The organism is Streptosporangium album (genome assembly GCF_014203795.1).
Taxonomy (GTDB): Bacteria; Actinomycetota; Actinomycetes; order Streptosporangiales; family Streptosporangiaceae; genus Streptosporangium; species Streptosporangium album.
The window spans coordinates 242,963-267,683 of the sequence record NZ_JACHJU010000001.1 but is presented as its reverse complement, the minus strand read 5'-3'; the positions used below and the strand labels follow the sequence as shown (position 1 = coordinate 267,683).

General features: G+C 71.2%; 26 protein-coding genes. 14 read left to right on the top strand and 12 right to left on the bottom strand.

Annotated features, from left to right (window positions below; translation table 11 throughout):
- Positions 1-77: 77 nt before the first annotated feature.
- Positions 78-1,304, bottom strand: a complete 1,227-nt coding sequence (locus FHR32_RS01165; RefSeq protein ID WP_184752161.1) for a ribonuclease D — start codon at positions 1,302-1,304, stop codon at positions 78-80.
- Complete coding sequence (locus FHR32_RS01160) at positions 1,301-1,897, bottom strand: DUF3000 domain-containing protein (protein WP_184752159.1); 597 nt, start codon at positions 1,895-1,897, stop codon at positions 1,301-1,303. Before FHR32_RS01160 ends, FHR32_RS01165 begins: the two co-directional genes overlap by 4 nt.
- Positions 1,898-2,035: 138 nt before the next feature.
- Here FHR32_RS01160 and FHR32_RS45690 point away from each other — a divergent pair, with 138 nt between their 5' ends.
- Together FHR32_RS45690 and hemE are read left to right on the top strand one after the other, a co-directional pair.
- Positions 2,036-2,161 (top strand): hypothetical protein, encoded by a 126-nt coding sequence (locus FHR32_RS45690; protein ID WP_281390813.1) that lies wholly within the window; start codon positions 2,036-2,038, stop codon positions 2,159-2,161.
- A gap of 420 nt (positions 2,162-2,581) precedes the next feature.
- Positions 2,582-3,619 (top strand): uroporphyrinogen decarboxylase, encoded by a 1,038-nt coding sequence (gene hemE, locus FHR32_RS01155; RefSeq protein WP_184752157.1) that lies wholly within the window; start codon positions 2,582-2,584, stop codon positions 3,617-3,619.
- Between the two features lie 77 nt (positions 3,620-3,696).
- Here the strand turns inward: hemE and FHR32_RS01150 are convergent, their stop codons facing one another.
- Positions 3,697-4,728 carry a DUF4349 domain-containing protein gene (locus FHR32_RS01150; protein ID WP_184752155.1) on the bottom strand — a complete coding sequence of 344 codons (1,032 nt, stop codon included), beginning with the start codon at positions 4,726-4,728 and terminating at the stop codon, positions 3,697-3,699.
- Positions 4,729-4,869: 141 nt separating this feature from the next.
- Here FHR32_RS01150 and hemG point away from each other — a divergent pair, with 141 nt between their 5' ends.
- The 3 genes from hemG to FHR32_RS01135 all read left to right on the top strand — a co-directional run bounded on the left by hemG (position 4,870) and on the right by FHR32_RS01135 (position 7,842).
- Positions 4,870-6,318 carry a protoporphyrinogen oxidase gene (gene hemG, locus FHR32_RS01145; RefSeq protein WP_184752153.1) on the top strand — a complete coding sequence of 483 codons (1,449 nt, stop codon included), beginning with the start codon at positions 4,870-4,872 and terminating at the stop codon, positions 6,316-6,318.
- 73 nt (positions 6,319-6,391) lie between these two features.
- Positions 6,392-7,033, top strand: coding sequence for a hydrogen peroxide-dependent heme synthase (hemQ, locus tag FHR32_RS01140; RefSeq protein ID WP_246466359.1), 642 nt, complete (start codon positions 6,392-6,394; stop codon positions 7,031-7,033).
- 179 nt (positions 7,034-7,212) lie between these two features.
- Positions 7,213-7,842, top strand: coding sequence for a hypothetical protein (locus FHR32_RS01135; RefSeq protein WP_184752149.1), 630 nt, complete (start codon positions 7,213-7,215; stop codon positions 7,840-7,842).
- A gap of 253 nt (positions 7,843-8,095) precedes the next feature.
- Here FHR32_RS01135 and msrB read toward each other — a convergent pair whose 3' ends face one another.
- Positions 8,096-8,497, bottom strand: a complete 402-nt coding sequence (msrB, locus tag FHR32_RS01130) for a peptide-methionine (R)-S-oxide reductase MsrB (RefSeq protein ID WP_184752147.1) — start codon at positions 8,495-8,497, stop codon at positions 8,096-8,098.
- 324 nt (positions 8,498-8,821) lie between these two features.
- Between msrB and ligD the strand changes: the two genes are divergently transcribed.
- Both ligD and FHR32_RS01120 read left to right on the top strand, forming a co-directional pair.
- Entirely contained in the window at positions 8,822-9,826 is a 1,005-nt protein-coding gene (gene ligD / locus FHR32_RS01125; protein ID WP_184752145.1) for a non-homologous end-joining DNA ligase, read from the top strand.
- A gap of 108 nt (positions 9,827-9,934) precedes the next feature.
- Positions 9,935-11,944 (top strand): protein kinase domain-containing protein, encoded by a 2,010-nt coding sequence (locus tag FHR32_RS01120; protein ID WP_184752143.1) that lies wholly within the window; start codon positions 9,935-9,937, stop codon positions 11,942-11,944.
- A 38-nt stretch (positions 11,945-11,982) separates the two neighbouring features.
- Here FHR32_RS01120 and FHR32_RS01115 read toward each other — a convergent pair whose 3' ends face one another.
- Genes FHR32_RS01115 through FHR32_RS01105 form a run of 3 tightly spaced genes read right to left on the bottom strand, consistent with a single transcriptional unit; the run spans position 11,983 to position 13,412 of the window.
- A complete protein-coding gene (locus tag FHR32_RS01115; RefSeq protein WP_184752141.1) occupies positions 11,983-12,336 on the bottom strand; it encodes a hypothetical protein in 354 nt (117 codons plus the stop codon).
- 48 nt (positions 12,337-12,384) lie between these two features.
- Entirely contained in the window at positions 12,385-12,651 is a 267-nt protein-coding gene (locus FHR32_RS01110) for a hypothetical protein (protein ID WP_246465892.1), read from the bottom strand.
- Between the two features lie 26 nt (positions 12,652-12,677).
- The gene (locus FHR32_RS01105) at positions 12,678-13,412 is read right to left on the bottom strand and encodes a pyrimidine reductase family protein (protein ID WP_184752139.1); all 735 of its coding nucleotides are present in this window, start codon (positions 13,410-13,412) and stop codon (positions 12,678-12,680) included.
- A gap of 143 nt (positions 13,413-13,555) precedes the next feature.
- On the opposite strand from FHR32_RS01105, the gene FHR32_RS01100 reads away from it, so the two are divergent.
- Positions 13,556-13,942, top strand: coding sequence for a hypothetical protein (locus tag FHR32_RS01100; protein ID WP_312881820.1), 387 nt, complete (start codon positions 13,556-13,558; stop codon positions 13,940-13,942).
- On the opposite strand, the gene glgX is transcribed toward FHR32_RS01100, so the two are convergent.
- Both glgX and FHR32_RS01090 read right to left on the bottom strand, forming a co-directional pair.
- Complete coding sequence (gene glgX, locus FHR32_RS01095; RefSeq protein WP_184752135.1) at positions 13,939-16,059, bottom strand: glycogen debranching protein GlgX; 2,121 nt, start codon at positions 16,057-16,059, stop codon at positions 13,939-13,941. The two genes, FHR32_RS01100 and glgX, sit on opposite strands and share 4 nt — an antisense overlap.
- A 195-nt stretch (positions 16,060-16,254) precedes the next feature.
- On the bottom strand, positions 16,255-16,683 hold the full coding sequence (locus FHR32_RS01090; protein ID WP_184752133.1) for an OsmC family protein: 429 nt from the start codon (positions 16,681-16,683) through the stop codon (positions 16,255-16,257).
- A 228-nt stretch (positions 16,684-16,911) separates the two neighbouring features.
- On the opposite strand from FHR32_RS01090, the gene FHR32_RS01085 reads away from it, so the two are divergent.
- The gene (locus FHR32_RS01085) at positions 16,912-17,445 is read left to right on the top strand and encodes an RNA polymerase sigma factor (protein ID WP_184752131.1); all 534 of its coding nucleotides are present in this window, start codon (positions 16,912-16,914) and stop codon (positions 17,443-17,445) included.
- Positions 17,442-18,593, top strand: a complete 1,152-nt coding sequence (locus FHR32_RS01080) for a hypothetical protein (RefSeq protein WP_184752129.1) — start codon at positions 17,442-17,444, stop codon at positions 18,591-18,593. The genes FHR32_RS01085 and FHR32_RS01080 overlap by 4 nt, the downstream gene beginning before the upstream one ends.
- Positions 18,594-18,654: 61 nt before the next feature.
- Here FHR32_RS01080 and FHR32_RS01075 read toward each other — a convergent pair whose 3' ends face one another.
- A complete protein-coding gene (locus FHR32_RS01075; RefSeq protein WP_184752127.1) occupies positions 18,655-19,215 on the bottom strand; it encodes a hypothetical protein in 561 nt (186 codons plus the stop codon).
- Positions 19,216-19,418: 203 nt separating this feature from the next.
- On the opposite strand from FHR32_RS01075, the gene FHR32_RS01070 reads away from it, so the two are divergent.
- On the top strand, positions 19,419-20,036 hold the full coding sequence (locus FHR32_RS01070) for a hypothetical protein (protein ID WP_184752125.1): 618 nt from the start codon (positions 19,419-19,421) through the stop codon (positions 20,034-20,036).
- 204 nt (positions 20,037-20,240) lie between these two features.
- On the opposite strand, the gene FHR32_RS01065 is transcribed toward FHR32_RS01070, so the two are convergent.
- Complete coding sequence (locus tag FHR32_RS01065) at positions 20,241-21,689, bottom strand: ankyrin repeat domain-containing protein (RefSeq protein WP_184752122.1); 1,449 nt, start codon at positions 21,687-21,689, stop codon at positions 20,241-20,243.
- 113 nt (positions 21,690-21,802) lie between these two features.
- Here FHR32_RS01065 and FHR32_RS01060 point away from each other — a divergent pair, with 113 nt between their 5' ends.
- The 3 genes from FHR32_RS01060 to FHR32_RS01050 all read left to right on the top strand — a co-directional run bounded on the left by FHR32_RS01060 (position 21,803) and on the right by FHR32_RS01050 (position 23,943).
- Positions 21,803-22,492: a DUF1707 SHOCT-like domain-containing protein gene (locus FHR32_RS01060; protein WP_184752120.1), complete on the top strand. Its 690-nt coding sequence runs from the start codon at positions 21,803-21,805 to the stop codon at positions 22,490-22,492.
- A gap of 157 nt (positions 22,493-22,649) precedes the next feature.
- Positions 22,650-23,147: a SigE family RNA polymerase sigma factor gene (locus tag FHR32_RS01055; protein ID WP_184752119.1), complete on the top strand. Its 498-nt coding sequence runs from the start codon at positions 22,650-22,652 to the stop codon at positions 23,145-23,147.
- A 1-nt stretch (position 23,148) separates the two neighbouring features.
- Positions 23,149-23,943: a hypothetical protein gene (locus FHR32_RS01050; RefSeq protein WP_184752117.1), complete on the top strand. Its 795-nt coding sequence runs from the start codon at positions 23,149-23,151 to the stop codon at positions 23,941-23,943.
- A 10-nt stretch (positions 23,944-23,953) separates the two neighbouring features.
- Here the strand turns inward: FHR32_RS01050 and FHR32_RS01045 are convergent, their stop codons facing one another.
- Positions 23,954-24,709, bottom strand: coding sequence for a sirohydrochlorin chelatase (locus FHR32_RS01045; RefSeq protein ID WP_184752115.1), 756 nt, complete (start codon positions 24,707-24,709; stop codon positions 23,954-23,956).
- Positions 24,710-24,721: the final 12 nt, after the last annotated feature.

Below are 24,721 nucleotides of genomic sequence, written 5' to 3'. Positions count from 1 at the left end.
GAGAATCCGTGCCGACGGGCGATGGAGAGGGCTGGACCCCGGACCCGCGCCCCCGTGGGAGCGGGCGGCGGAACCGGTCAGATCTCGCCCTTGGTCTCCAGCCGGATCAGCGCCTTGGTCACCGGATGGACGGTCAGGCCGATCTGCCACTCCCGGGCGCCCAGCTCGCGCAGCCGGGCCGAGATGGTCTCCTCCTCGATGAGCGAGGGCGGTTCCCAGGTCAGGCGGCGCACCGCGTCGGGCTGGAGCAGGTTCTCCGTCGGCATGTGGTGCTCGTCGGCGAGCGCCGCCACCACGGCCCTGGCGGCGGCCAGCCGCCGCGCGGCGATCGGGTCACGGTCCATCCACCGGTTGGCGGGCGGCGGCCCGTCACCCTGGGTGCTGGGCTGCGGGAGCTCCGACTCCGGCAGCGTGCGCGCCCTGCCGATCGCCGCCAGCCACTCGCGCAGGTGCCGGCGGGCGCTGCGGCCGGTGAACGGCGGGATCTCGGTGAGCGCCTTGGTGGTGCGGGGCAGCTCCAGCGCGGCCGCGACGATCGCCGAGTCGGGAAGGACCCGGCCGGGTGCCAGGTCCGCCTCACTGGCGAACCCGTCGCGGAGCGTCCACAGTTCCCGGACCACCGCCAGCCCGCGCAGTGAGCGGACCTTGTGGATCCCGGAGGTGCGCCGCCACGGATCCGACCGCGGCGCGGGGCTCCGGTAGGCCAGCACAGAGGCGAACTCCTCGCGCGCCCACCCCAGCTTGCCGCTGGACTCCAGCTCCTCGTGGAGGACGTCGCGCAGCTCGACCAGGACCTCGACGTCGAGCGCCGCGTAGCGCAGCCAGTCTTCCGGCAGCGGGCGGGCGGACCAGTCGGCCGCCGAGTGGCCCTTCTCCAGCTTGAAGCCGAGGACGTTCTCCACCATCATGCCGAGGCCGACCCGCTCGTAGCCGAGCAGGCGCCCGGCCAGCTCGGTGTCGAACAGCTTGCGGGGATGAAAGCCCAGCTCCGCCAGACAGGGAAGGTCCTGGGAGGCCGCGTGCAGCACCACTTCCGTGTCGGCCAGCGCCGCGTCGAGCTCCGACAGATCCGGGCAGTGGGTCGGGTCGATCAGCGCGCTACCCGCACCGGAGCGACGCAGCTGCACGAGGTAGGCGCGGCCGCTGTAGCGGTAGCCCGAGGCTCGCTCGGCGTCCACGGCGACCGGGCCGGTGCCCTCGGCGAAGGCGCGCACGACATGTGCAAGGGCGGCTGCGTCCTCGATGACGGGTGGGATTCCCTCTCGTGGCTCCAGCAGCGGAACGATGGTTGTCTCGTCGGTCACGTTCGGAAGGGCTCCGGATCTTCGCGACGGCGTGGCGGCAGAGTCGCCACGTCGGGTGGCAGGGGTGGTATACCCGCCGCAAGGCACATCAGATCGCACCAGGCGGCGACATGGCTGGAAAGGTCCTCCTCCAGCGGAGACCAGGAGGCGCGCAGCTCCAGCTCCGTGGTGACCGGGTCCTCGGCCTTGTTGCCGAAGCCCTCGGAGACGGCCCGGGTGACGGTCCCCCCGGCCGCGGTGTAACCGGCGCCGTGCGCGTCGAGCGACTCGGTGAGCCAGCTCCACGCGACGGGCCCGAGCAGGGGATCCTCGGTGATCTCCGGCTCCATGTCCGCCCGGACGTAGGCGACCAGCCGGAACTGCCCGTCCCAGCCGCGCTGGCCGTCCGGGTCGAAGAGCATGATGAGGCGGCCGACCGCCAGCTCGTCGTCGTCGCGGTAGACCGAGGCGCCGATGGCGGCCGAGTAAGGAGCCAGACGCTGGGGCGCGGGGATGTCCTCCAGCTCGATCTCCGGTCTGACCTCGCCAGGGCGCAGGGTGGCCGCCGCACGCCGGAAGACGGCGGGAGCGGGCGGTGCCTCACCGAGGGTCATATCGGAAGCGTAGGTCGGAACTGAGCGCATGGGGACCACTGGGGTAGGTGTAAGAGCCATTGGAGCCGATCAAGCTACTGCCATCGCCCGGCGGAGAGCGGACGCGCCCTCGCCATCGGGAACTCCGGGGAACAGCGCGTGACCGCATTCGACACAGGCACACTCGGGACACCGGCCCGGTCCGTGGCCGTCGGAACGGGCGGGCTGCTCGAAAACCCGCTCGGCGGCACATATAGCACAGTGCTCACCGCGGCGTTCGGTTGAACTCCACATCGTGGACATCGCACGGGCCTTTCGTCGGGTCGTGGTCCGACGTTGGCACGTCGCGCCGACAATTCCGCGCAACGTGCTCGGCGTGTCCCGAAAGTGATGCCGGAATCGATGCCGCGCGGTGACTTGACGAACATTTGGACCAGCCGGGGGGCGTGCCAGATCCGTCAATGGGAGGAACTGTACCCGGAAACATGATCGCCTCGTGCCGTCCGGCGACGCGGGCGACGAGCCCACATCACTTTTTGACGGACGAAGCACTCAAAACCGTCAAAACTAGATCGTCATCATGACTTGGAACTATCTGGGTGTTGTTGACGGTGATCCCATTGAATAGCCGGTGATTTCATAGCGAGAACCCCAGGTAATGGACGTGATGAGCGGACCGTACCCCTGGCATGGCACCCTGGGAGGGTGACTCCCGAGCTTGCCGACTCTCCGTTCCTGCGCGCCTGCCGCCGCCTGCCCGTCTCCCACACCCCCGTGTGGTTCATGCGCCAGGCAGGTCGCTCGCTGCCCGAATACCGGGCCGTGCGCGGAACGGTGCCGATGCTCACCGCGTGCGCCACCCCCGACCTGATCGTTGAGATCACGATGCAGCCGGTCCGCCGTTACGGCGTGGACGCGGCCATCTTCTTCAGCGACATCGTGGTGCCGCTCAAGGCGATCGGGATCGACCTGGACATCAAGCCCGGCGTCGGCCCGGTGGTGGCCGAGCCGATCAGGGACGCGGCCGCGGTCAAGAGGCTGCGCCCGATCGAGCCCGGTGACGTCTCCTACGTCACCGAGGCCATCCGGGCGCTGACCGGGGAGCTCGGCCCGACCCCGCTCATCGGCTTCGCGGGCGCGCCGTTCACCCTGGCGTCCTACCTCATCGAGGGCGGGCCCTCCAAGAACCACGACCACACCAAGGCGATGATGTACGGCGAGCCGCACCTGTGGCATGCCCTGATGGACCGGCTGACCGGGATCGCCCTCGGCTTCCTGCGCGTCCAGGCGGCCGCCGGAGCCTCGGCCGTCCAGCTCTTCGACTCCTGGGTCGGCGCCGTCGCCCCCGAGGACTACCGTGAGTTCGTCCTGCCCTACACCAGCCGCATCTTCGCCGGCCTGGCCGACCTGGACATCCCCCGCATCCACTTCGGCGTGGGCACCGGCGAACTGCTCGGCCTGCTCGGCGAGGCGGGGGCCGACGTCGTCGGCGTCGACTGGCGGGTCCCGCTCGACGAGGCCGCCCGGCGGGTCGGGCCGGGCAAAGCGCTCCAGGGCAACCTGGACCCGGCGACGCTGTTCGCCCCCTGGGAGGTTGTCGAGCGCCGCGCGGGTGACATCCTCGCCCGCGGTGCCAAGGCCGAGGGCCACATCTTCAACCTGGGCCACGGCGTGCCGCCCGGCGCCGACCCCGACCAGCTCGCCCGCCTCACCGACTTCGTGCACGAGGCGTCCGCCCGCTGACGGCCCCGCCCGCGGACGCCGGGTCCGCGCGCCGCTGGATGAGGGTCCCTGCGGGGCGGGCCGGTGGCGCGCGGGTCCTATGAGCGCTCGGAGGGGGCAGGCTCCTGCCCGGGGTCGTCTGCGGCCTGTCCGGGCCCGTCCGGGTCCGGATCAGGGGTGAACGGCTCGAGGGTGAACGGCGCGGGCGCCGTCCGGGAGGTTCCCCTTCTGGTACGACCGAGCCGGAGGACCACCCACCCGAGCGGAACGATCACGATCATCCAGGGGAGCAGCGCGCCCAGGACGGTCAGCCCGATCTTCACGGCCGTGACGAACCCCTTCCAGCCCGATCGCAGCCCGCTGAGGAATCCGGACGGCTCCTCCTCGGGCTCGGGGACCACGGCCGCCGGGCCCACCAGGTTCAGCGTCAGCGTCGCCAGGCTCGTCTGCGAGGCCAGCGACTTCTGCCGCGCCTGGAGCGACTCCAGGTCGGCCTCCCGGCCGGAGATCTCCCGCTCGACGTCCAGCACCTGGCCGATCGTGTCGGCCTTCTTCATCAGCGTGCGCAGCGAGTCGAGCGCCGTCTTCGCCGACCTCAGCCGGCTCTCCACGTCGGCGACCTGCTCGGTGACGTCCTCGGTGTTCTGCTGGAGCGACTCGCGCGTGCCGAGCTCCTTGCCCAGCCGGTCCAGGACGGCGGGATAGCCCTGCGGCGGGACCTTGAAGACGAGCTGCGCGGAGCCCTCGCCACCGGAGTAGGCGTCCGACTTCTCCATCGCCAGGTAGCCGCCGGCACCGGCGACGACCTGCCGGGCCTTGTCGGCGGCCGCGGTGACGTCCTTGGCCCGGACCGTCATCTCCGCCGTGTAGATGATCGCCCGGTCCTGCGGGACCACCGTGACCTGCTGCCCCGCCGTGCCGGCCGACGCCGCCGCCGATCTCTGTGCCCTGGGCACGCGGGCGCTCGAAGCGGTGCCTCCGTCCTGGGCCACCGCCTTCCGCTCGGCCGCCGGAGCGTCGGCGGACTGCGCGGACTGCATGGTCGCCTCGCCGCCCCCGCAGGCCGACGCCAACAACACCATCCCCGCCAGCGTGACCGCCAGGCGGGAGCCGTACCGGAATCTGCTCATGCCCTTGTTGACGGCGACGGCGCGGGCGGGGTTTGGCGGGAGGCATCACGATGGCGTCACGTTCTCCGGGGCTCCGGGGCTCCGGGGCTCCGGGGTGGCGGGACGCGCGACCGGGCAGGGGGGACGGTACGGTCAGGAGTCATGGAAGGCAACCGGTGCCATGTGGTGGTCGTCGGCGGCGGGATCGCGGGGCTGGCCGCCGCGTGGTACCTGCGCCAGGGCGGAGGAGACGTCCGGGTGACCGTGCTCGACGGCGCCCGGCGGATCGGCGGCAAGCTGTACGCCACCGAGGTGGCGGGGGTCTCGGCCGACGCCGGGGCGGAGGCGATGCTCGCGCGGCGGCCCGAGGGCAAGGACCTGGCCCGGATGGTCGGCCTGGGCGAGGAGCTACGGCATCCCGGCACCACCCAGGCGGCCATCCTGTCCCGGGGCGTGCTGAGGTCCATGCCCAAGGGGCACGTCATGGGCGTCCCGTCCGACCTGATCGCGCTGGCCAGGTCGGGGATTCTCAGCCCCGCGGGCCTCGCCCGCGTGCCGCTGGACCAGATCCTCCCGGCCACGCGGGTCAGCACCGACGTGTCGGTGGCCGCCTACATCCGCGCCCGGATGGGCGACGAGGTCGTCGCGCGTCTGATCGAGCCGCTGCTCGGCGGCGTCTACGCGGGTCAGGCCGACCGGCTCTCGCTGGACGCGACGATGCCCAAGATCGCCATCGCCGCGCGCTCGGAGCGGTCGCTGCTCGCCGCCGCCCGAGAGGTCAGCGCCGATGCGCCCAAGGACGCCGGGCCCGTCTTCACCACGCTGCGGCGGGGGATGGGCACCCTGCCCGAGGCCGTGGCCGCCGCGTCCGGCGCCGAGATCAGGACCGGGGTCACGGTCCGGGAGATACGCCGCACCACGACCGGCTGGCAGCTGGTGGCCGGGCCGGTGCCCAAGCCCGAGGTCATCGAGGCCGACGCGGTGATCGTCGCCACCCCCGGCCCTTCGGCGAGCCGCCTGCTCGCAGGAGAGGCGCCCCTGGCCGCCGCGGAGCTGGCCAGGATCGACTACGCCAGCATGGCCATCGTCACCCTCGCCTATCCGCGGGAGGCGTTCCCCCGGCCGCCGGCCGGCAGCGGCTACCTCGTCCCGCCCGTCGACGGACGCCCGATCAAGGCCGTCACGTTCAGCTCGGTCAAGTGGCCGCACCTGACCGAGGCCGACCCCAATCTGATCCTGCTGAGGTGCTCGATCGGCCGCATCGGCGAGGAGGCCGTGCTCCAGCGCGACGACGCCGAGCTGGTGGCTCTGGCGATGGCCGAGATGGTGGAGGTCATGGGCGTGCGCGGGCTGCCGCGGGACTCCAGGGTGACCCGCTGGGGCGGCTCCCTGCCGCAGTACGACGTGGGCCACCTCGACAGGGTCGCCCGCATCCGCGCGGCCGTCGCGACCCAGCCCGGTCTGGCCCTGTGCGGCGCGGCCTACGACGGCCTCGGCATCCCGGCCTGTGTCTCCACCGCCCGCACCGCGGCGGCCCGGATTCTGGACCACCTGGACCCCACGGGAGAATGGGACGGGAAAGCCGATTCGCTGACGAGTCGGCGGAGTTGACGGAGGGGTGAGGACGACGGACGGGAACCCGCGGCCCAAGGCACGCGACCTGAACCAGGTGATCCGCTACACGATGTGGTCGGTCTTCAAGCTGACCGAGCGCTGCCCGGGCAATCGCGAGGGCATGGCAGACGAGGTCGAGGACCTCCTGGCCCAGATGGCCGAGAAGGACGTGGTCACCCGCGGCCTCTACGACGTGGCCGGGTTCCGCGCCGGCGCCGACTTCATGTTCTGGTGGCACGCGCCGACCGCCGAGGATCTGCAGGAGACCTACGCCCGGTTCCGCCGCACCGGCCTCGGAACGCTGACCGAGCCGGTCTGGTCGGCGATGGCGCTGCACCGCCCGGCCGAGTTCAACAAGTCACACATCCCGGCCTTCCTGGCCGAGGAGGAGGCGCGGCGGTACGTCAGCGTCTACCCGTTCGTCCGCTCCCTCGAGTGGTACCTTCTGGACGACGCCGACCGCCGCCGGATGCTCGCCGAACACGGCAGGATGGCCCGCGACTATCCGGACGTGCGGGCCAACACCGTGGCCTGCTTCTCGCTGAACGACTATGAGTGGATGCTCGCTTTCGAGGCCGACGACCTGCACCGCATCGTCGACCTGATGCGGACCCTGCGCGCCGCCGAGGCCCGGCGGCACACCCGGGAGGAGACCCCCTTCTACACGGGGATCCGCAAGCCGGTCAGCGAGTTGATCGCCGCGCTGCCGTAGGCGGGGCCGGGGCTCCGTCGTCGCTACTCACCCCGCCCGGCGCCGCTCCCGGGCGTCTTCGGGCGGCGGGGCGCCGTCACGCGGGCGTGTGCGGTGCCAGACGGATCCTCGGAAACGGTCGATATCCTCACGTGGTTTGTCATACTCAGGGAAAACCACCTCTCTCCGGGAGGCCAAGGGTGCAGAAGGGCCAGGATCTGGCACGGTCCACACGGCGCGAGCGTGGACGCCGGAGAAGGAAGGCCAAGGCACGGGTTCTCGAGATCGCGGTGGGGGCGACCGCGCTGGCCGTCGCGGGGCTGGCGTTGGGCGGGTCCCTGCTCCGGACCCCGCCGGCGCGGTCCGGAGTCCAGTCGCAGTCGTTGCCGCAGGCGCAGGGGCGGGCGGTCCCCGCGCCCCCGAAGGCCGCCTCCGCGGGAGGCGGCCCGGTGACGGCCGCCACGTCCGGCGCGGACAAGCGGGCCGCGGACGAGGCGGAGGCGGAGGCGGCCGGACCGTCCAAGCACAGTGACCAGAAGGCGTTTGCCTACTTCGCGAGCCACAAGGCGACCAAGCGTGTCAAGGACATCCGCATCGTTGGAGGCTATCTCCGGATATATACGGATCTCCCGGAGTCGGCGAACAACTCGAAGCAGGCACTGAAGCTGTGCCAGACGGGTGTGAACTATCTCGTCGGGGAGCTCGGCGAGTCCAAGCCGGTGGTCTTCGTCCAGGCGAAGTTCGGGGAGAACGGCAACCCCGTGCTGGCCAACATCCTCGGGCCCGGCGACTCCGACTGCCGTGTCACCCATCCCAAGCCCGGGGGGTAGCGAGGGCGTCCCGGCCGCTCAGCTCACCCTGACCCGGGTCTTGCCGCAGAGCACGCAGCGCTGGGTCCTGACCCTGCCGATGCTCTCGATGACCTCCCACCTGTGCCGGATGTGCACGTCGGCTCCCTGAGAAAGATCACTTTACGGAGACGTCCGCATACGATGCGTGATCTCGCTTTACCCGGCCTCCGGCCGTCTTCACCTTCTGGGGAGGCCTGAGTGTCGTGCGTTCCGGCCCCGGCGGGGCCGATGGTCAGCCGGTGGGCTCCATTCGGAGCGACACGGAGTTGATGCAGTAGCGGTCGTCGGTGGGCGTGCCGTAGCCCTCGCCGTGGAAGACGTGGCCCAGGTGTGAGTCGCAGGCCGCGCAGCGGACCTCGACGCGGGTCATGCCGAGCGAACGGTCCTCGATCAGGGTCACCGCCTCCGACTTCGACGGCTCATAGAAACTCGGCCAGCCGCAGTGGCTGTCGAACTTGGTGTCCGACCGGAACAGCTCGGCGCCGCAGGCGCGGCAGCTGTAGACGCCTTCGGTCTTGGTGTCGACGTATTCTCCGGTGAAGGGGCGCTCGGTGCCCGCCTGGCGGAGAACGTGAAACTCCTCGGGAGAGAGCTGGACGCGCCACTCGGCGTCGCTCTTGACCACCTTGTCCATGCCCCCAGCCTATGTGGTCGCCGGGCGTCTCCTGTGAGGGCCGGATGTCCGCCCGAAAAAACCTTGTGGGCGAAGCATCCATTTATGTCCGATTTTGCGTCATTAAGTGTGGGGGGTTCTTGCCTTCCTGGTTAAGGGTGAGATCACCTGTCAGGCCGTCCAACGATCAACTGGGCGGTCGGATGCCGCCGGCCGGGTGGCGCGCCAGCGCCCGGAACCGGAGAGCGAGACAGGTGGTCATGCGGTCCGTCCCGTCGAGAGCCCGGTCCCGCCGCCGTGGCGGCTCCGGGGCGGACCCGCCCCCTATGGAGTACGGTTCGCCCTATGGCGTCGCCGTACATCGAACTCACCGTCGGGGACCGGGTCGTCAAGGTCACCAATCCCGACAAGATCTACTTCCCGGAGATCGGAGCGACCAAGCGCGAGCTGGTCGAGTATTACGTGAGTGTGGGCGAAGGGGCGCTGCGCGCCCTGTACGACCGCCCCACCTATCTCAAGCGCCATCCCGACGGGGTCGAGACCGAGGGCATCTACCAGAAGCGCATGCCCCCCAAGCACCCCGAGTGGCTCCAGACGGTCACGGTCCGCTTCCCCGGCGGGCGCACCGCCGACGCGCTCAAGGTGACCGAGGTCGCCGCCATCGCCTACTGCGCGAACCTGGGGACCATCGACTTCCACCCCTGGCCGGTCCGCTCCTCGGACACCGACCACCCCGACGAGCTGCGCGTCGACATCGACCCCCAGCCCGGCACCGGTTTCGAGGAGGCGCGCAGGGTGGCCTCCGTGGCCTCCGAGATCCTCCAGGAGCTCGGCATGACCGGCTTCCCCAAGACCTCCGGCAACCGGGGCATCCACATCAGCGTGCGGATCGAGCCGCGCTGGGACTTCACCCAGGTGCGCTACGCAGGGATCGCCTTCGCCCGGGAGGTGGAGCGCCGCGTTCCGGACCTGGCCACCACCGCGTGGTGGAAGGAGGAGCGGGGGGAGCGGGTCTTCATCGACTACAACCAGAACGCCCGCGACCGGACCGTGGCCGCCGCCTACTCGGTGCGGGCCAGACCGTACGCCCCGGTCTCGACCCCGCTCACCTGGAAGGAGCTGGAGGACGCAGATCCGCGCGACTTCGACATCCGGACGGTCCCGGCCCGGTTCGCCAAGCTGGGCGACGTGCACGCGGCGATCGACGAGCGGGCCTTCTCGATCGAGCCCCTCCTGGAGTGGTTCGAGCGCGACGGTCACGAGGACATGCCCTATCCGCCGAACTACCCGAAGATGCCGGGTGAGCCGAAGCGGGTGCAGCCCAGCAAGGCGCGCGGCGACTCGCGGTAGGTGACCGGTCCCGCCGCACCCGGCCGCTCGCCGCGGGCGGGGAATCGATGATCGCGGGTTTTGCTAGGGTCTGCCGCATTGATCTCATCGGGTCACGGGGGAGACCGAATGCCGACGATCCAGTCCTTACGTGCCGACGATCCCAGCCATCTGGGTGACTACCGCCTGCTCGGATGCATCGGGGCGGGCGGGCAGGGGGTCGTCTATCTCGCCGAGTCGCCTTCGGGGGAGAGGGTCGCGGTCAAGGCGATCCACCCCAGGATGGTCACCGACCGCCGGGCCATGGAACGTTTCATACGCGAGATCCAGACAGCGAGCAGCGTCGCGGAGTTCAGTACGGTCAGGGTGCTGGACGCGGCGGTCGACCACGAGCGTCCCTACGTGGTCAGCGAGTACGTCGACGGCCCCTCCCTGGCAGAGATCGTCGGCGAGGAGGGCCCCTACAGCCCCGGGGCGCTGCACCGCCTGGCGGTGAGCACGGCCGCCTCGCTGGCCGCCATCCACCGCGCCGGGGTCGTCCACCGTGATTTCAAGCCCGGTAACGTTCTCATCGGGCCCGACGGCCCACAGGTGATCGACTTCGGCATCGCACGTGCCCTGGACTCCGTGACGTCGACGACCGGCGGGATCGGCACCCCCGCCTACATGTCGCCCGAACAGCTCTCCGGCGGTGACGTCGCCGCCGCGTCGGACATTTTCAGCTGGGCCGGGACGATGATCTACGCGGCCACGGGACAACCCCCTTTCGGCCGGGACTTCCCCGCTCTGATGTACCGGATCCTGCAGGCGGATCCCGATCTGTCGGCGCTCCCCGCCGACCTCCGACCGCTGGTCGCCCGCTGCCTGGCCAAAGACCCGGCCGATCGGCCCGCCGCCCCGGAGGTGCTGATGGCCCTTGTCGGCGGGGATCCGGACGCGAGCGCGCCGGAGGGGGCGGGTGGGGAGGCCGGAGGAGCGGGCCTGAGGCCGCATGCGGGAACGGGCATCCCGCCGGTGCCGGAATCCGCCGCCCACCCGGGGGATTCCCGGAGGAAGCCCCCGCCGCGCCGCCGGAGACCGGCGTACGGTGGAAAGCTCCCTCTGCGTTACCTGTTGCCGGGGATCGCTCTCGCCGTCGTCGCGGTGGCGGTGGCGGCGTTCGTGTACGCGAACGGCCGGCCTGGCAGCGGACCGTCGGGGGAAGACGGCCAGGGCACCGTGTCCTCCTCCCTGCTCACCCTGACCGCATCCCCGGAGGTCGCCAAGGAGGTCGTCGCGGAGTGGACGCCGGAGGCACTTGAGGCAGCCGTGCCGTACGGCGAGGGCATCGCGTGGGGGCCGGAGGGGAACAGGACCGGTGCCGTGAGCACGGGTGACCCCGCCACGGTCCCCCCGTACGACATGGAGCCGCCGAGCGGTGAGAAGAAGCCAGGCCATATCCGCGCGAACGTTCCCCAGACGCTCGGCAAGGTGTTCTTCCGAGTGGGGGAGCGTCGCCGCTGGTGCTCGGCCACCTCGGTGAACTCCGAGTCCGGCAACCTCCTGGTGACCGCAGGCCACTGCCTCTACGACCCGGCGCGGCACGAGGCCGTCGCCTCGCTGGTCTTCGTGCCGGCCTACGACCGGGGCCAGGCCCCCTTCGGGATCTACCCGGGCTCCGCGGCGGCCCTCCATCCGAAGTTCACCAGCGGCGGCGACCGCGGTTACGACTACGCGTTCGTCACCGTCCACGGTGCGGGCGGCAAGCGCCTAGCCGACGCCGTCGGGGCTCAGGGGCTGGCGTGGAATCAGTCCGGCCGGCAGACGGCCTACGTCTTCGGCTACCCGGCGGAAGCCGATCCGGGCGGAACGTCCCCCAGCACGGGCGGCCGGCTCCGTTGGTGCTTCGGCGTCTCCTCGGAGTCGTCCACGGGCGGCGGACGCGCGCAGAAGTGTTCGCTGACCCCCGGTGCCGACGGCGGCCCACTGATCATCAGGTACGAGCAGAAGCGCGGGGTGGGATACGTCGGCGGTGTCGTCTCGGCCTTCGACGACACCGACGGGAACGGCCGATCCGACCGCGTGCTGTCGCCCTCCTTCAACGACGAGGCCCGCGAGACCTACCTGCGCGTGTCCCGTCTCTCCAGCGCCACACTCTGAACCGGATTTTCGAAGGGCGTGGACCCCTTCGTTCAGGATTACCGGCGCCGGCCGAGGGCGAAGGCCACGTTCACGCTGACGATGCCGAGCCAGACGAGCACCATCACATACGATTCCGTGTCCGTGACGGCGAGGGCCACCGTGCTGATCACGCCGAACACGACGGAGACGATCGACAGCGCCAGGCGCTGGCCGGCGTCCACCGACGGGCGGACCGCCGGGGCCTCCTTGCGGGAGCGGGCGGCGATCCGGTCGTCCACCCGCCGGTCGATCTCCTGGTCCATCTTGTCCAGGAAGCCCTCCACCAGGGAGTCTTCGTACTCGGGCCCGAGGTCGCGGCGGGCCGCCACGGCGGCTCTGAGCTCGTCGTCGGAGGAGGATGATCTGGCCATGATCGAGATATATCGTTTCTTTGTGCTTCTGTCTACCGGAATGATGTTCTATCCGGCCAGGATGTCGTCCAGATCGTAGGAGACCGGCTGTTCGAGCTGCTCGTAGGTGCACGATTCGGGGGTGCGGTCGTCCCGCTGGCGGCGGAACTGGGCGGTGTGCCGGAACCGGCGCCCCTCCATGTGGTCGTAGGCGACCTCCACCACCAGCTCCGGCCTCAGCGGGACGAAGGACAGGCCCTTGGTGGCGCTCCAGCGGGAGATCGCACCGGGAGCGACGCGGCGCTCCAGGGATGGGGGGCCGGCGCCCTCGAACATGTGTCGTCGTGCCCGGCGCCCTGAACTCACCCGGCCGGCTCACCAGAGGTCCGAATATATCTGGTGAAGAGGAAGCCCTCCTCCTCCAGAACGTGCGCCAGGCGGAGCCGGGTGAGCGAGGCCGGGCCGTTCAGGATCCGTGCGGCGTCCCCGCCGACCAGGGCCGGGCTCAGCGTGAGGCAGAGCTCGTCGATCAGACCGGCCTCGGCGAGCTGGGCGTTGAGGTTGGGCCCGCCCTCGCACAGCACCCTGCCCAGACCGCGCTCGCCGAGCTCCCTGACCGCCGACGCCAGGTCCACCCCGTCGTGTCCGGCCACGATCACCTCGGCGTGCCTGGCTGCCTCCTTCCGGCGCTCCTCGGGGGCGGCGTCGCAGGTGACGACGATCGTCCGCGCGCCCGGCTCTGCCTCGGTGAACAGCGCGCCCGACAGGTCCAGGTCGAGCCGCCGGGTCACCACGGCCACCGGCGGAGCGGCCGGGCGGCCTTCGCGCAGCGGGCGCCACGACTCTCTCGGCCGGGCGGGGCCGTACCCCTCGGTCCGCACGGTCGCCGCTCCCGCCAGGACGACGTCGGCCAGCCCGCGGAGCACTCCGAAGATCCGCCGGTCGCCCTTGCCGGACAGCCCGCCCGACCGCCCTTCCAGCCAGCTCCCGCCGTCGGCGCTGGCCACCATGTTGACCCGGACACACGGGCCGTCCGGGTAGGCGTAGACCCGGGCGAGGTCGACGTCGCCGGAGGAGGCGGGGTGGATAAGACGCATTCCCCTACCTTGGCACAGCGGCGGATCAGGGACGTCACCACCACTGTCGATAACGGATTCGACGCTTCTGGTGACTTCGACTGACTCTCGTTACATGATTCACTCTGGGAGATCTGGGAGGGTTTGTGGGGCTGGTCGCGATAGTGACATGGTTGATCACAGCGATGGCCGGGATCTACCTGTTGTATCTCTGGCTCTCCGGTGGGGGCCTGCGCCAGCAGCGGACGAAGGTGACCCGGTTCCCCGCCGTGCTGGTCTTCGCCCATCCCGGCCTGGCGGTCTCCGCCCTGGGCTGCTGGGTCGCCTACGTGCTCACCTCCGAGCGGACCCTGGCGTGGGTGTCGTTCGGGGTGCTCGCGGCCTCCGCCCTGCTGGGCTTCACCATGTTCACCCGCTGGCTGGGCGGAGGCCGGCACGCGCGCGGCGCCGAACAGGGTTTCCCCGTGCTCGCCGTCGTGCTGCACGGCCTGGCAGGGCTGACCACGTTCGTCCTGGTGCTGCTCACCGCCGCGGTCGCGACCGGGCTTTAGGCCCTGGGACAGTGCAGGATCTGCATGGAGCGCGAGGTCACCGAGATCACGGACTTCGGCGACCGGAACTCCCCGGAGGACCGCCGGTCCCTGCGCCCGTCGGCCGCGGTGTCCAGCACGGTCCGCCACCCCGCCCCGTACTTGGCGTCGGGGACGGTGAAGTCCATGTCCTCGTGATGGCCGTTGATCAGCAGCAGGAACGAGTCGTCCAGGATCGGCTCACCGCGCGGGCCCGGCTCGGTGATGGCGTCGCCGTTCAGGAAGACGGTCAGGGACTTGGCGTAGCCGGTGTGCCAGTCGGCGGCCGACATCTCCTCGCCCGAGGGGGTGAGCCAGACGATGTCACGGGTGCCGTTGCCGTCCTTGCGGCCGTGGAAGAACCTGCGCCGCTGGAAGACCGGGTGCCCGCGCCGCAGCTCCGACAGGCTCCTGACGAAGCCGAGCAGGTCCTTCTCCTCGGCGACCAGTGACCAGTCGACCCAGGAGATCTCGTTGTCCTGGCAGTAGGCGTTGTTGTTGCCGCCCTGGGTCCGGCCGAACTCGTCGCCCGCCAGGAGCATCGGCACGCCCTGGGAGATGAACAGGGTGGCCAGGTAGTTGCGGCGCTGACGGCGGCGCAGGCGCGCGATCTCCGGATCCTCCGTCGGACCCTCGGTGCCGCAGTTCCATGACCGGTTGTCGTCGGTGCCGTCGCGGTTGTTCTCCTCGTTGGCCTCGTTGTGCTTGCGGTTGTAGGAGACCAGATCGGTCAGCGTGAACCCGTCGTGGCAGGTGACGAAGTTGATGGAGGCCACCGGGCGCCGGCCGGAGGTGGCGTAGAGATCGGCTGACCCGGTCAGCCGGGAGGCGAACTCCGGCATCGCGGATCCGCTCCCGCGCCAGAAGTCGCGCACGCTGTCACGGTATTTGCCGTTCCACTCCGTCCACAGGGGCGGGAAGTTGCCGACCTGGTAGCCGCCTGGGCCCACGTCCCACGGCTCGGCGATCAGCTTCACCTGGGAGATCACCGGGTCCTGCTGGATCAGGTCGAAGAAGGCGCTCAACCGGTCCACGTCGTGCAGCTCGCGGGCGAGGGCGGCGGCCAGGTCGAACCGGAAGCCGTCGACGTGCATCTCCAGCACCCAGTAGCGCAGCGAGTCCATGATGAGCTGCAGCGCGTGCGGGGAACGGACGTTGAGGGAGTTGCCGCAGCCGGTGTAGTCGAGGTAGTAACGCCGGTCCCCGTCGTGCAGCCGGTAGTAGGCCGCGTTGTCGATGCCCCGGAAGCCCAGCGTGGGCCCCATGTGGTCACCCTCGGCGGTGTGGTTGTAGACCACGTCGAGGATGACCTCGATCCCGGCCTCGTGCAGCGCCCGCACCATCGCCTTGAACTCCAGCACCTGCTCGCCGCGCTGTCCCGAGCTGGAGTAGGCGTTGTGCGGAGCCAGGTAGGCGATCGTGTTGTAGCCCCAGTAGTTGGTCAGCCCCCGGGCGACCATCGCGTGCTCGGGCACGAACTGGTGCACAGGCATCAGCTCGACCGCGGTGACACCCATGCTCTGCAGGTGCTCGATGACCGCCGGATGGCCCAGCGCCGCGTAGCTGCCGCGCTGTTCCTCGGGCACCGCCGGATGGCGCATGGTGAGCCCGCGCACGTGCGCCTCGTAGATGACCGTCTGGTGGTACGGCGTGCGGGGGAGCCGGTCGTCGCCCCATTCGAAGAACGGGTTGACCACCACGTTCTTCGGCATGAAGGGGGCGCTGTCCTCCTCGTTGCGGCCGGCCGGATCGGCGAACGGATAGGAGAACAGGGAGGCGTTCCAGGTCACGTCGCCCTCGACGGCCTTGGCATAGGGGTCCAGGAGCAGCTTTGAGGGGTTGCACCTGTGCCCGTGGGAAGGCTCATGGGGGCCGTGGACGCGGTAGCCGTACCGCTGCCCCGGGGTGATCCCCGGGAAGTAGCCGTGCCAGACGAACCCGTCGACCTCGGGCAGGTCGACCCGTTCCTCCCGCCCGTCGTCCCCGAAAAGGCACAGCTCAACCCGCTCGGCCACCTCGGAGAACACCGAAAAGTTGGTGCCCACGCCATCCCAGGTGCCACCGAGTGGGTACGGCTCTCCAGGCCAGACTTCGCGCATGTAGCCCTATTCTCCTCCAGTTTGGCCCTCGTGTGCAGGGTGTTGTCGTTCTTGTCACCCTTGTGCGGCGGGGAACACGGACGGCCGGACTGAGCCGTCCCCCCATGCGGGGCATCCGGAGCCCCCGAGGCTCACGGTGCCTGGCCGTGGCCGCGCGCGCCCCGGCGGAGCACGCACGGCCACGGACAAGGGTGATCAGCTCAGCAGTTCGGCCTTGAGGCTGATCGTCGTGCCCGCGAGGGCCTTGCTCACCGGGCAGTTCGCCTTGGCCGTCTCCGCCGCCTTCTGGAACTCCTCGGCGGACAGCCCCGGAACCTGGGCGCGGACCGACAGGACGATCCCGGTGATGCCCTCACCCGGCTGGAAGGTCACATCCGCCGTGGTGTCCACCGCCTGCGGCGGGGTGCCCGCCTGCGCCAGGCCGTGGGACAGGGCCATCGAGAAGCAGGAGGAGTGCGCGGCCGCGATGAGCTCCTCCGGCGAGGTCTTGCCGTTCGCCTGCTCGGCCCGCGAGGGCCAGGACACATCGAACGTGCCCACCCCGGAGGTTTCGAGCGAGACGGTGCCCGAACCGTCGAGCAGGGCGCCCTTCCAATGAGTCGTCGCGGTACGTGTCGTCGCCATGGCGATGTCCTTTCGATCACGAAGCGTTAGCCACCAACGACCCTACTCGCCGAGATCACGGTGACCGCCGCCGGAGCGTTCGTTGCCGCCCGTCCGCCTCACCCGCGCCGCGCCCCTCGCCGGGAGCGGGACGGTGCGTGACTTTCCGTTGACTTCTGTGTGAGATCTGTAATCGAACCCTTGGTGCTGGACGTAGGAACGATGACGGCATGTTGGGAAGGGGCGGCCGTGGCGGAGGACGACGAGGAGAAATGGTTCGACTGGATGTTCCGCACCTTCTACCGGTCCGTGTGGGCGTACGCGGCACGCCGCGTCGACCGCACGGCGGCCGACGACATCGCCTCCTGCACCTTCCACACGGCCTGGCGGAAGAGGCATCGACTCCCCAGGGGGGATGACAGGGCCGTCGTCGCCTGGCTGTACCGCGTGGCCTGGGGGCATGTGCGGAACGCGACCCGGGGTGAGCGCCGCAGGCAGCGCCTGGCCGGACTGCTGCGACAACTGCCGCCCGACCTGCCGGAGGGCGGCCTCCGCGACGAGGAGGAGATCCGGACCGCTATGGAGACGGCCATGGCGCGGCTGCGCCCCAAGGACGGCGAGGTTCTCCGCCTGCACTACTGGGAGGACCTCACGGTCGAGGAGATCGGTGCGATCCTCGGCCTGACGCCCAACGCGGTCCGCGTACGGCTCTGCCGGGCGCGCCTGCGGCTGGGCGAGTCTCTGCGCGAGATGCGCCTGGAGTGCGGGGAGGGGGAGCGGTGACCTCGGAAGGGCGCGACGAGATCCGCGAGCTGATGGTCAGGCACAACCCGATCCCCCCGCACGAGGTGAGCGGGAGTGTGGGCGCCGGCGACGAGGAGGAGATCCTCGGGCGGATCCTGCGTGAGGGCGCCTCCCGGCGGACGAGGGGAGGGTGGCTGCGAGGGCGGGGGCCCGCCCTCGCCGTCACGGCCCTCGGGGTCGCCGTGGCGACGGTGATCCCCTTCCGGATACCGCCGGAGTCCCGGCAGGCCCCGGCGCCCGCCGGTGCCCCGCAGGGGCGCCCTCCCGCCGTCGCCCCGCCGGAGGCCGGTCCCGAAGGCCCGGAGATCCCGGAGGACCTGGCGAGGATCACGCGCATCTCGGCCACCGAACCCCTGCGGGAATCCTCGCCCCGCCCGATGGCGTCCTTCCCGCCGGCCTCGGCCCGGCTGCTGGAGCTGGCCGCGCTCGCGGCGGGCCGGCCACGCCCCGCGCCCGGCCCATGGAGCTATGTCAGGACCGAGGAGTGGCTGCTCGCCACCGCCGTCGAGCCGGGCGGCACGGATTCGAAGATCATGCCGTGGGTGGTCAGGCGGTGGACGCCGGTGAGCGGGAAGGGGGTCTACCACACGACGAGGACGCCGGGCAGGCCGTTCGGAGGCGGCGGCTGGGCGGGGATCTCGCCCGGGAGCCGGCCCTCGGTCCCCGAGCCCGCCCAGGGCGGCGGCCGGGCGGAAGGCCTGGAACCGAGGGCGGCCATGCTGTCGAGGTCCTGGACGCGATTGCGCGGGCAACTCCTCGGCACCGAGCCGCAGACCACGATGACGGAGACGCGCCGCCTCGTCCGGGCGATGGAGAACCTCTACTCCTACGACGTGGTCGAGCCGGCCCTGGCGGCGGTGTTGTGGCGGGTCTTCGCGGGTCAGGACGATCTGAGATCGCTCGGGCGGATAAGAGACCGGGCGGGGAGGCCGGGACAGGCGTTCGGTTTCGAGGACGGGCCGCTGCTGGGGGTGTTCGTCGTCAGCTCGGTGACCGGCGGTCTTCTGGCGACCGAGCTCATCAGGACCGCCGGCGCGGATGACGCCGGTGGCTCGCGACCCGCTGTGGAGGAGTATCGGACCTATGCCGTCAGCGCCTGGGTGAGGGGCGAGGGGAGGACGTCGTGACCGGCGGCCCGTGACCGATGACGCGGGGCCGCCGGAGCGGCACCCCGTCCGGTGCGGGTCCTCAGAGGGCGCCGCACTCGCGCAGGCTGGGATGGGCGTCCACCCATCGCTGCCCGGCCACCTGGCCCGTGTTGCCGTAGCCCTCACCCGGAGAGAAGCAGGTTCCACGTTCAGCCGGGGTCTTTTTGACAAGGAAAATGAAAGGCCGATCATTTTTAATGGACATAATGGCAATTGACCCATTTAGCCTTCTCGTCCCCGTTGCCTTGATGGCCTGGCGGGAGCCCTCGAAGGCCCTGCGGTCGTAGAGGCACACCGCGTTGTCGAGGACGCCGTCCTCGTCGCAGTCGCGCTCGGTGTTCCGGCGGGCGGCGGCGCAGGACGGCGGCCGGAAGGCGATCACCTCCGCGCCGCCGCCGTAGGAGAGCGTGTCCGGGGAGGTGAGCCGTCCGTCCGGGGCTCTCTGGAGCTGTGCCGCGACCGCCTGCGCGGTGTCGGTCTCACACCGGGACGCGGGCCTCGGGCCGGACGCGTGAGCGGTGGCCGTGCATGGGGGTGCGGCAAGGGCGCTTGAGAGCGCGACGGCACAGACCACACCTGGTTCCTTAAGGCTGATTTTCATGATTAATCCTCTTTTGGGGTAATCGGTGACGGCCGCCGTATCCGATCGGCTTTCGAGGCCGAGGGTAGACCGGTGAATGGGGACGCACCGGTGAAGGATCGCATTCTTTCCGTACCGAATATCCGTGCATCAGCCTGTAATGAACGGTCCCGCAGCGGACGTTTACCACCGGAAACACTTCCCGGTAGAACGGAGCGCTCCGGATGAGGACTCCCCCTTCGAACCAGGCGGGCCATGTGGGCCATGTGGGCCATCGCGAGCCGTTGCCGCGGGACGGCACCCGCGACTGCGGGGTGCTGGAGCGGGTGATCCACCGGCACTGGTCCGGGAGAGCGCGCCGGGAGCTGGTGGACGTGGTGGACGAGCTGGCCGGACTCCCGGTCCACCTCGCGACCCGGCTGGCCGAGGACCTCGACGGGATCTGGCTCGGCACGGACATGCTCGCCGAACCACCGGAGCCGGACGACTCCTGCGACGCCCGGGTCGCGGCGGACTCGGCCGGGGTCTACCTGGGGCGGACGGTCGTCATCACCGGTGGGGCGCACTCGTCCGGCGCGCTGGTCCATCACATGATCGGGCACGCGCTGTGCGACCTGGACGAGATGGACGAGACCCCGGAGTGGCGGTGGATCATGAGGTTCTGCCGTCCCCTGCTGGTCCTGGACCGCTATCGGGACTGCCCGGCCGAATGGTGGGCCGAGACCTACGCGCTCTGCGCGAGCCGCAGGTTCGACCGGCTCACCCGGTTGCTGGCCGACGACGGCCAGGCCGCCGCGGCCGTGGCGGCCTACCACCAGAGACGTCAGGGATGGGTCAGATGATCGACCGATCGATCGAGGATGCCGGGTGTGGGCCGTTGGCTGCGAGCCCGGCGAGGGAGGGTCGCCAGGCCCGAGCGTGCTCTGACCGGTAGGTCTCCGCGGAGAGGGCGTCCATGTCCAGGCTCCTCTCACCCGTCGGCCGGACGACGGCGCCGTGATGTTCCACCTCGGCGCCGGCGTCGGACCTGTTGCCAGGCCTGTCCCTCAGGAGGTGCTGACGAGGTCGCGGATGTAGTCGTCGTCCTCGTCGCTCTCGGCGAGCACACGGTCCACGCCCTTGCGGGCGCGCGCGTCGCCCCGCGTGGCCAGGCCCCGGGTCGCCTCGGCCACCGTGCTCAGATCCTCGTCGTCGAGTCGCGCGGCCAGCGCGTCGCGGATCTGGTCGGTGTCCTCCTCCAGCCCCGCCAGGCCCATGGTCGCCCAGTCGCGGACCTCCTCGTCGGGGTCCTGCGTCATCGAGATGAGCAGGGCGAGCCCCTCGCTGTGGCCCGGGGGCAGGACGGCGGCCAGCGCGGCCGGGTCGGCCTGGGTGCGCGCCCAGCCGTCGGCGGTGATGATCTCCAGCACTTCCGGCAGGGACCGCGGGTCGCCGTGGTGGCCGAACGCGCCGAGCAGTGAGCGCAGCACCCGCTCGTCACCCTCGGTGGCGGCCATCCGCTGCAGGATCGGCAGCGTCCGCTCAAGGAAGGGCTTGTCGCCCTCGGCGAAGCCGAACTCCGCGAGCACGTCCACGGCGAACTCGCGCTTACGCGGGTCCTCGCTGACGCACAGCTGCGCCGCGGACTCGAAGGTCTCCTCGTCTCCGCGGCGGCTCAGCGAGCTCGCCACGGTCCACCAGGTCTCGGCCTCCTCGTCGACGTCCCGGTACGGCAGCGCCCGCTCGACCAGGTCGTCGAAGGGCAGCCGCTCCGAGGCCGCGTCCTCCAGCAGGGTCGCGACGGCCGCGTGACCCCGCTGACACTGCAGTTCGGCCGTGCGCGTCCCGTCCGGTCCCACGGCCGCGACGGTCACCAGGTCGGTGCCGTCCGCGGCGCGGCTGCGGCCCACGACGAACTGGGAACCCTCCGGGGCCTGGTCGGTGAGCTGGTCCAGCAGCGCGCTCTCCAGCTGGGTGCCCAGCCAGTCGTAGGCGATGGTCAGCGGTGTGTCGCCCTCGCCGTCCGAACGAGTGGGGTCGGCGCCGGCGTCCAGCAGCGCCCGCACCGCGCCCAGCGCCCCGCGCCGGGTGGCCAGGGTGAGCGCGGTCTCGCCGCTCTCGTTGGCCTCCTCGGCGTCGGCCCCCGCCTCCAGCAGCACCGTGAGCACGTCGGCATGGCCGTTGGCGGCGGCCCAGAGCAGGGCGGTCCACCCGCCGGTCTCCCGCCCGGACACCTCGGCCCCGGCGGCCAGCAGCGCCTCGGCGACCTCGGCGTGGTTCCAGGCCGCGGCCCCGGACAGGGGCAGCCCCTCGTCCTCGCCGCCGCTGGCCCGGTTGGCGTCGGCCCCGGCGGCCAGCAGCGCCCGTACGATCGCCGTACGGCCGTCCGTCGAGGCCCGGTACAGGGCCGTCGTCTCGCCGGCGCCGTCCGGGTCGGCACCGGTCCCGCTCTGGAGCAGGCGCTCGACCCGCTCGGCGTCGTTCCCGGCCACCGCTTCCAGAAGTTCTTCATACATGTCTCCGGATCATAGGTGGCCGGGAGAGCCGAGGGTCGCCGTCCGGGATGTAGTCCGGGGCTCCTCCTTCCGAAGGATCCACTCTGGAGACAACTCGCGATATGTTGTGAGTCATGAACGAACCCGACGCGATACGGGCCTCCGACGCGGAACGGGAGGCGGTCGTCGAACGGTTACGTATCGCCTCCGTCGAAGGGCGTCTGACCCTCGGCGAGCTGACCGAGCGCACGGAGGCGGCCTATACCGCCGTCACCCAGGCCGAGCTGGCGGTCATCACCTCGGACCTGCCGTCGCCCGCCCAGGCCCACGCGCCGGCTCCGGTCCCGGCGGCGCAGGAGGGCCGGTCGCGGCGCTGGTCCGTGGCCGTCATGGGCGACTCCAAGCGCCGGGGCAAGTGGCGGATCGACCAGGGGCTCGGGGCGGTCGCCGTCATGGGTGACGTGGTGCTCGACCTACGCGAGGCCGAGGTCCGCACCGGTGTGGTGGACATCGTGGCCACCGCGGTCATGGGTGACGTGAAGATCATCGTTCCGGACGGCGTGGACGTCGACCTCGAAGGCATCGCGATCATGGGGGACAAGAAGGTCCAGGTCCTTGAGGCTCCTCCCGGCATGAACGTGCCGCTCATCCGGGTCAAGGCCTACGTGCTCATGGGCGAGGTCAAGGTGATCGGCGATTCCAGGGCCAAGCCCGTCAAGAAGGCGTGGGCCGCCTGGCGCGAGCACTGGAACGAGCTGCGCGGGGAGCTCACGGGCGAGCCGTACCGGCGGCTCCCGCCGCCCGATTCCCACCACCGGCCGTAGGACGGCCGCCGCGCACCCGCGACTTCGGCCGGGGTACGGGGTTCCCGACGGGACCTCCCGGAGAGGGATTTCCGCGGATACTTCGGGGCGCGTGCAACGTTTCGGGGCGGCCATCACGTAGTGATCGGTGACGGACACCGAATAGTGAGGACCCCGAATGCGAGATCGGGCCGATTTCGAACGCTACGTGGAGCAGCGTTCGGCCCGTCTGCTGCAGACCGCCTACCTGCTGTGCCGCGACTGGGGCACGGCGGAGGATCTCCTGCAGACGGCGCTGGCCAAGGCGTGGTTCGCCTGGCGGCGGGTGGGCGACAACCCCGACCCGTACGTCTACCGCATCCTGACCAACACCCACGCCTCCTGGTGGCGGCGGCAATGGCGGGCGGAGATGCCGGTCGGCGACCTGCCCGACATGGCGGGGGCGGACCCGACGGGCGAGATCGGGGCGCGTGAGGCGGTACGGCACGCCCTGGCCACTCTGCCCGACGGGCAGCGGGCCGTGATCGTGCTGCGGTACTTCGCCGACCTGCCCGACCCGCAGATCGCCGAGATCCTCGGCTGCTCGGCGGTGACCGTCCGCAGCCAGGCGAGCCGTGCCCTGGCCCGGCTGCGCGTCGATCCCGCGGCGATCGCCGCGATCACCACGGGGAGCTGAGTTGACCATCACCGAATCCGACCTGCGCGAGATCCTCCGGCGGGAGGGCGAGGACGGTCTGCACGGGGGCGTGACCGTCGCCGACGTCGACCGCCGCGCACGCAGGATCAGGCGCCGCCGCGCCGGGGTCCTGGGCGGGGTGGCCGCGCTGGGCATCGTCGCCGCGGCGGCGTTCGCCCTCCCCGCGGCCGGCACCGCCACCGTGGTTCCCGGCGACCCCTGGACCGGCGTCATGGCCCAGCCGTCCCCTGTTCTGCCGACCGTTTCCTGGCCCATCGGGGATCCCGTCCCCAGCCGGAAACTCGCCGGGCGGGACTACACGGCGGCGGGGACGCGTGAGAAACTCCAGGTCAGGGCGGGCGACGCCCCGATCGGGGCGCGGGTCACCTGTTACGGCCCGCTCCGGCGCGTGCTCATCTGGGTCGACGGGGGCACCCCCCTGCGGCAGTACTGCGGAGAGATTCCCGGCGGCCCGCTCTTCGTGGGTTGGGCGGAGATCCGCAAGCAGGCCCGGGAACACGTCGTGTCGGTGGCCGTGCTGCCGGGCGAGGTCGACACGGCGGGCAAGCAGGTCGAGGACATGCTCGCCGAGACGGACGAGCTCTTCGACGGCTGGCAGGAGCGGCTCGCCGGGGGAAAGGAGTTTCCCCTCGAGTGGTCGATCGAGGTGAACGAGCTGACGTATCCGCCCTGCCGGGACAACGTCCGCCAGGTGGACCCGGCCACCGGCCGGATGGTCGTGCTCCGGTGTCCCGAGGGCGCCGGGAAGGCCGCGGACGGCGAGCCGGCCGGCTGAGCCGTACCGGTCAGGCGGTGGCCGACCGCTCCGCCGTCCGCACGGCCCGCTCGTAGCGCTCGATCAGCACCGTCGCCACTTCGGGGGCGGCGCCGAGCACGTCGGCGACGGTCTCGGCGCCCGCGGCCAGCGTGTCGCGGCGGATCCGGTCGGCGAACCGGCCGGGGGCCAGCAGGTACGGGGCCACGACCACGTGCGGGGCCCCGGCGCGCAGGAGCCGCCGGACCTCCTGCTCGGGGGTGGGTTCGGCGGCCGAGGCGTAGGCGGCGGTCACCGACCACCAGCCGCGCCCACCGGCCCAGTCCGCGGCCACCGCCGAGACCGTCGCGTTGGCCCGCCGGTCGCTGGAGCCGGCGGAGACCAGCACCACCGCGGTGCGGGGGTCGCCGATCCGCACCCCGGCCTCGGCCAGCCGCCGCTCCAGGGCGGTGATCAGCAGGGGGTGCGGGCCCAGGGCGGCCCCCCTGCGCACCCGCAGCAGTGGCCTGCGGGCCGTCAGCTCGGCCAGCGCGCCGGGAATGTCCACCCGGCTGTGGTAGGCCTCGGTGAGCAGCAGCGGCACGACCGCCGCCTCGGTCAGCTCCGCCAGCGCCCCGGCGAGTGTCGGAGCGGCGTGGTCGAGGTAGGCGGCGCGGACCGGGAGCTCCGGGCGTGCCCGCCGCAGGAGGTCGAGAAGGTCCTCCACCGTCGCGGCGGCGCGCGGGTCACGGGATCCGTGGGCCACCGCGACCAGCGGGATCGCGGCCGCCGCGCCGCGCCGCGTCATCACATGCCTCCG